5 protein-coding genes are annotated in these 6,442 nt (G+C 63.8%); 4 read left to right on the top strand and 1 reads right to left on the bottom strand.

Annotated features, from left to right (window positions below; all coding sequences use genetic code 11):
• The first annotated feature begins 368 nt into the window (after nt 1-368).
• The 3 genes from DGA31_RS17645 (at nt 369) to DGA31_RS17635 (ending at nt 3,991) form a co-directional block, all read left to right on the top strand.
• Complete coding sequence (locus DGA31_RS17645; RefSeq protein WP_109513410.1) at nt 369-1,676, top strand: hypothetical protein; 1,308 nt, start codon at nt 369-371, stop codon at nt 1,674-1,676.
• 11 nt (nt 1,677-1,687) lie between these two features.
• Complete coding sequence (locus tag DGA31_RS17640) at nt 1,688-2,986, top strand: hypothetical protein (RefSeq protein WP_109513409.1); 1,299 nt, start codon at nt 1,688-1,690, stop codon at nt 2,984-2,986.
• A 216-nt stretch (nt 2,987-3,202) separates the two neighbouring features.
• Nucleotides 3,203-3,991, top strand: a complete 789-nt coding sequence (locus tag DGA31_RS17635) for a substrate-binding periplasmic protein (protein WP_109513408.1) — start codon at nt 3,203-3,205, stop codon at nt 3,989-3,991.
• Nucleotides 3,992-4,001: 10 nt separating this feature from the next.
• On the opposite strand, the gene DGA31_RS17630 is transcribed toward DGA31_RS17635, so the two are convergent.
• A complete protein-coding gene (locus tag DGA31_RS17630; protein WP_109513407.1) occupies nt 4,002-5,276 on the bottom strand; it encodes a glucarate dehydratase family protein in 1,275 nt (424 codons plus the stop codon).
• A 106-nt stretch (nt 5,277-5,382) separates the two neighbouring features.
• Here DGA31_RS17630 and DGA31_RS17625 point away from each other — a divergent pair, with 106 nt between their 5' ends.
• Nucleotides 5,383-6,279: a LysR family transcriptional regulator gene (locus tag DGA31_RS17625; protein WP_109513406.1), complete on the top strand. Its 897-nt coding sequence runs from the start codon at nt 5,383-5,385 to the stop codon at nt 6,277-6,279.
• Nucleotides 6,280-6,442: the final 163 nt, after the last annotated feature.

Here is a 6,442-nt window from a genome sequence, read left to right as displayed (position 1 = left end):
GACCGGCTGCGCAGCAGTCGTAAATTCGTGGCGTTTCATAGATCCCGGACGGGGTAGTAGTCGTAAATTTGTGGCGTCTGGCAAATTTTGCGACTGCTGCGCAGCCGGTCGCGGGCAAGCGCGCTCCTACCACCGGTTCCAGGTTGGGTGCGCGACAGCGTGCCCGGATGGAAAACATTGACAGCTCGCCCATCTGCGTCTGTTATAGAGCCCTGTCACGCCGTTGGAGCGCTCGCTCCAGACTCTCTTGTTGTGCTTGAAAGCCTCCCTGGCTGCATTGACCCCTCCCGCGCGGTCGATGGGCGGTAGCGTGCCTGTGTGCCATGCCCGTCGCATTGATGCCTGCGCCTGCTTGAAGGCAAATCCTCATGGCGTTGAATCCTGCCCTGCACGCCCACGACGCGCGCGCGTCGCTGCTGGTGTTCGATAAATCCACCGTGGTCGTCTGGACCGCCATCAGCCTGCTGCTGGTCGAGACTTTTTCCGGTGCCTTGCGCTATTACTTTGACCTGGCCGGTCTGGGGCCTGTGCTGTACCTGCCGAAAATGGCCTGCACGGCGCTGTTCGTGACCGAGCTGTTCACCTTCAAGGGTGGCCGGGGCTTCTGGCTGTGCCTGCTGGCCCTGTTGATTTCGGGGTTGCTGGCCATGCTGCATGGCGCCAGCGTGCAGAACCTGGCGTTCAGCCTGTTCGCCATCAGCCCGTTGTTGTTCGCCCTGGTGTGCAGCCGGTATCTGCTGCAGCGCCAGACGCTGCTTGGCAAGGCGGTCGCCCTGTGCCTGCTGGCCTCGCTGGTGGGACTGCTGCTCGACAAGTACGCCCAGGTACCCTGGAAAGGCTACAGCTACAGCATGGGCGACACCCAGTTGAGCGGTAATACCGCCTGGAGCGATGCCGACCAGGACCGGGTGGCCGGCTTTGCCCGGGTGTCGAGCGTCCTGGCCAACCTGATTGCCCTGTACAGCCTGTACCTGCTGCTGTTCGTGCGTGCGCTGCCGCTCAGGGCACTGCTGTATGCAGCGGCCGTGGTGGCCGTGTTCATGACCACCAGCAAGGCGCCGGCAGCGGCCCTGGTGCTGACCCTGGGCATGCTGCTGATGCTGCGTCTGCCATGGATCTGCCGGGCCTTGTGTGTGGTGGTGGTAGCGATGGGCCTGGGGCTGCCGCTGTTGGGTCTGATCCATGACTTCGACGCCCACACGGTCAGCAGGAGCAGCCACTCGCTGGCGTCGCTGTATGACCGGCTCAACAACACCTGGCCCAACCTGGTCGAGTACATGATGCAGGAGGGCTGGGGCCTGACCGGCGCGGGCTTTGGCATGGTCGGCAGCACCCAGGCGCTGTACCCGGTCATGGGCGCCGGCCTGCTGACCATTGTCGACAGCACCTCGGTCTACCTGTGGGCCATGCTCGGTGTGGCCGGGCTGTGGCTGTACGTCATGCAGGTGCCACTGTTGTTCACCCTGATCGGCGACAACAGCCGCCAGGCGCGCATGCTGCTGTCGATTGCCTTCTTCTGCTGCCTGGTCAGCTGGACTTCCGACCTGTTCGAGATTGCCGTGGTCGACCTGTTCCTGGGGCTGGTGATCGGCCATGTGCTGGGCAACCGGTCAGCAAGCGAAGCGCAGGAGCGGACGCAGGCGTTCAAGCTGTTGCCTTTTACCCCACAGCCCTGAGGGGGATGACGATGCTACGCAAGCTTTTACACGCCACCCTGCCCTGGCTGGCCGCCACAGCGGCCTGGCTGCCGTCGGCACAGGCCGCCGAGCCTGTCTTTATCCTGGGCGTCACCACGCATCTGATGAATGTCGAGCAGCCTCTACAGGCGCCCTTGAAGCGGGCCGCCGAGGCCGGCTTTACCTCGCTCCGGGACGACATCCTGTGGTCGGCCGCAGCGCCCGGCCCACACCGGTTGCACGTTCCACCGCAGTGGCGGCGTTACCTCAGCCAGGCCGAGACACTGAAGCTGAGCCGCATGGGTATCCTCGGCTACAGCACCTGGTTTCATGAAAACGCCAAGCCGCGTACGCCGATGGTGACAAGCCAGTACCTCAAGTACGTCGACTACACCAGCCAGCAACTGGGCAACCGGATCAATTTCTATGAAATCTGGAACGAGTGGGACATGGAAGCGCCCCGCGACCGCCAACTGGCCCGCGACTATGCCGCGCTGATCAAGCAGACCGCGCCGGTGCTGCGCCGCAACACCCGTGCCGCCCCCGGCACACCGGCAAAAATCCTGGCCGGCGCGGTGACCACGGCTGGCATGAAAAGCGGCTTTGTCGACCCCCTGATCGACAGTGGTGCACTGGACCTGGTCGATGGCCTGTCCTTGCATCCCTACGTGCATTGCGAGGCCAACGACCAGAACACACCGGAAGCCTGGCGGCGCTGGATGAGCGACTACGAACAGCACGTTCGCACCCGTGCCGGCCGCGACGTGCCGCTTTACCTCACCGAGATGGGCTGGCCGAGCCACCAGGGCGCCTGCGGCAAGAGCGAGGTGACCCAGGCGCTGTACATGGCGCGGGTCTGGTTTCTGGCCCGCACGATTCCCAACGTCAAGGGCCTGTGGTGGTACGACCTGTACAACGATGGACCTGACCGCTTCGATCAGGAGCACAATTTTGGCGTGTTCAACGAAGACCTGTCGTCCAAACCTGCGCACACCCTGATGAAAGCCATCGCCCCGGTGATCAGCCAGTACACCTATGATGCCCAGGCCAGCACCCTGTCCGATGCGCTTTACCTGTTGCACTTCAATAAAGGCCAGGAGCGCCTGTTGGTGGCCTGGGCCATTGGCAAGCCGCGTGAGCTGCAGGTTGAAAGCCATGGCCGGATCAGCGGCCCGGTGCACTGGCTCGACACCGTGCAGGCCGAGCGGGGACAGGTCGCCAGCGGGCAGACCTGGCAGTGTGAGCAGACGCGCTGTACGGCCACGGTTGCATTGACCCGCTTTCCGAAAATCATTCGCCTGACCCCTTGACCCCTTGACCCCTTGACCCCTCACCCTGTCCCCCGTAACTGATCACAAACGGCAATGCGGGGGATCAGCGTTCAACCTTAAAAGGGGTGGTATTAAATAAGTCTGATGCGTCCGTCTTCGTTTCAAGAGTGGCTGGCAGATTCATGTTCGGCAAACATAGGGCTGCCATGCTGAACCCTCAGAATCAATGGATTGAACCGCAACAGGACGCCCGGCATGAAATTTCGCTCACTGATCGTCACCAGCCTGCTGGCCGCGCTACCGCTTGCCCAGGCCCAGCCGCAGAGCCCGGTTTATCTGGCCGGCGGCTCGGAGTGGCGGCCGTTCAGCTACACCGATGACCAGGCGCGCTTGCGCGGGGTCGCGGTGGATATCGCACGGCGGGTGCTCAAGCAGGCACACCTTGAGACGCAGTTCGTGTCCTACCCGGTCAACCGCCTGCAAGCGATGCTCGACAAGGGCCAGCTCGACTTCAACTATGCCGAGTCACCCGACTGGAAAGCTCCGGCACAAGCGGCGCGCTTCGTGTTTTCCGTGCCGTACCTGAACGTGCGTGAACACCTGTATTTCGCCGCTGACAACCCGGCCGCCCAAGTGCCGGCCGAGCAGTTGCGCAACCTCACCATCGGCATGGTGCGCGGCTACACCTACCCACGACTGGACGCGGCGTTCGAGTTCAAGCGCCTGCTGAAGCTGGAAACCTCCCAGGACCAGGCGCTGCTGGAATTGCTGAAGATAGGCCGGGTCGATGCGGTGGCGATGGTCGACGACCTGTACCAGTCGCTGGTGGCCAGCGGACAGATCGATGCCAGCCGCTTTCGCCAGGGCGCCCAGTTGAGCGAGGCACCGCTGACCATCATGCTCCAGCCTCGCCACGCCGCCCTGCTGCCGCAGATCAACGCCGCGATCACGGCACTGCAGCGCAGTGGCGAGATCCAGCGTATTCGCCAGGGCTACAGGCCGGCAGCGAGCCTGGCCTGCCACTCACCCCGCCAGGCCTGCTAGCCAGGGTCAATCAGAACCGTGGCTTCACCGCCGTCCAGTCCGAGCGGTACTTCTGCATCTGGGTCACGTCGTTGCGCTGGCGGATGCCGCAGCTGTGGTACAGCGCGTTGAGCTTGCCCAACTGGTCATAGTCCAGCTCCACGCCCAGCCCCGGCGCGTCGGTCAGGGCCACGCAGCCGTTGACGATCGGCAGCTTGCCGCCCTTGATCACTTCTTCGTCCGGCTCCTGCCACGGGTAGTGGGTGTCACAGGCGTAGGCCAGGTTCGGCACGGCCGCCGCTACGTGGGTCATGGCCATCAGGCTGATGCCCAGGTGCGAGTTGGAATGCATCGACACGCCCAGGCCGAAGGTGTCGCACATGCGCGCCAGGATCTGGGTGTCGCGCAGGCCACCCCAATAGTGGTGGTCGGCGAGGACGATCTGCACGCTGTTCAGGGCCACACTGCGGCGAAACTCGTCGAAGTCGGTGACCACCATATTGGTCGCCAGCGGGATGCCGGTGCGTCTGTGCACCTCGGCCATGCCTTCCAGGCCCGGGCAAGGGTCTTCAAAGTATTCAAGATCCCCCGCCAGTTGTTCGGCCATGCGCAACGAGGTGTCGACCGACCAGTTGCCATTCGGGTCAATGCGCAGCGGTGCGTCGGGGAAGGCCTGGCGCAGCGCCTTGATGCACGCCACTTCATGCTCCGGGCCCAGCAGTGTGCCGGCCTTGAGCTTTATGCTCTTGAAGCCGTTCTCTTCGATCATGGTCCGCGCCTGGGCCACGATCTGCTCGGGGCTGATGCTTTCGCCCCAGCGGTCGGGCTTGTACGGCGAGCCGATGTGCTCGGCGTACTTGAAGAACAGGTAGGCGCTGAACGGCACCTCGCGACGCACCGCGCCACCGAGCAGGTTGACCAGCGGCATGCCCAGCGAGCGCGCCTGCAGGTCGAGAAACGCCACCTCGAAGGCCGAATAGGCGTTGGCCACCTGCTTGCTCGGGTGCGAGCCCGGCGCCAGCTCGGCCCCGGCGCTGACCGGCTGCATGGCGGCGACGGTCTTGATCACCCGGGCCCGCAGGCCATTGAGGTCGAACGGGTCCAGCCCCACCAGGCTGTCCTGCATGGCCTGCAACACCTTGAGCACCGGCGCATCGCCATAGCTTTCGCCCAGGCCGATATGGCCGTTGTCGCTTTCGACCTCGATGATCGAGCGCAGCGCATAGGGTTCATGAATGCCGCTGGCGTTGAGCAGCGGGGCATCGCGAAAGGCGATGGGGGTGACGCGGACCTGTCTGATGTTCATGCCGAGGGTTCCGATTCGTTGTTTTTATGACGTGGACCGATCATGGACCGGGGTATTGTGTCCGTCTAATCCAGATTGACTGTCGATTGATACCCGGAAACTATCAATGTTCGAACTTGCCCAATTGCGCTGCTTTGCCACGGTGGCCACCGAACTGAATTTTCGCCGTGCCGCCGAACGGCTGAACATGACCCAGCCGCCGCTCTCGCGGCAGATCCAGTTGCTGGAGCACGCCCTGGGCGTGGCGCTGTTCACCCGCAGCACCCGCAGCGTGGTGCTGACCGCCGCAGGCCGTGCCTTTTTCATCGAGGCTCAGCATTTGCTGGAGCGTGCCGAACAGGCCGCCGTGGCCGCCAAGCGCTTTGCCGAGGGCGACATCGGTTCAGTGAGCATCAGCTTTGTCGGCAGCGCGGTGTATGAATTTCTGCCCAAGGTGCTGGCTGAAGCCCGGCTCAACCAGCCGCAGGTCAAGATCGCGTTGAGCGAGATGAACACCGCCCAGCAGCACGAAGCCCTGCGTGCCCGGCGCATCGACCTGGGCATCGTCCGCGCCCCGTTGCTGCAACCGGGTTACCAGAGCGAATGCCTGGTGCGCGAGCCTTTCGTGCTGGCGGTGCCGAGCGGCCATCCGTTGGCCACTGCCACGCAGGTCGGGGTACAGGACCTGGCCGGAGTGCCGTTCCTGATGTACTCGCACTCGGCCTACCCGCCGTTCAACGAACTGCTCACCGGCCTGTTCCGCTCGGCCGGCGTGGCGCCCGAGTACGTGCAATGGCTGGGCTCGTCGCTGACCATCCTGGCGCTGGTGAATGCCGGCATGGGCCTGGCTCTGGTGCCGCGCTGCGCCACCAACGTGGTGTTTCGCGAGGTGACCTTTCGCGACATCGACCTGGGCGAAGGCATCCAGAGCGAGCTGCACCTGGTGTGGCGCAGCGACAACGACAACCCGGCATGCCTGATGCTGATCGACGGCATCCGGGCGGCGGTGGCGGCCTACGGCTGAAAAGGTCACCCGTAGGAGCGCGCTTGCCCGCGACCGAGTGCGCAGCGCTCGCAAAATCTCGGAAACGCTGAAAATTTTGACTGTGAACACATTCAAGATTTCGGAAACGCTGAAAATTTACGACTGCTAACGCAGCCGGTCGCGGGCAAGCGCGCTCCTACCC

The sequence above is a fragment of the Pseudomonas ovata genome (assembly GCF_003131185.1).
In the GTDB taxonomy this organism is placed as follows: Bacteria; Pseudomonadota; Gammaproteobacteria; order Pseudomonadales; family Pseudomonadaceae; genus Aquipseudomonas; species Aquipseudomonas ovata.
The sequence above is the reverse complement of the archived record's forward strand: the minus strand, read 5'-3'. Positions and strand labels throughout refer to the sequence as shown.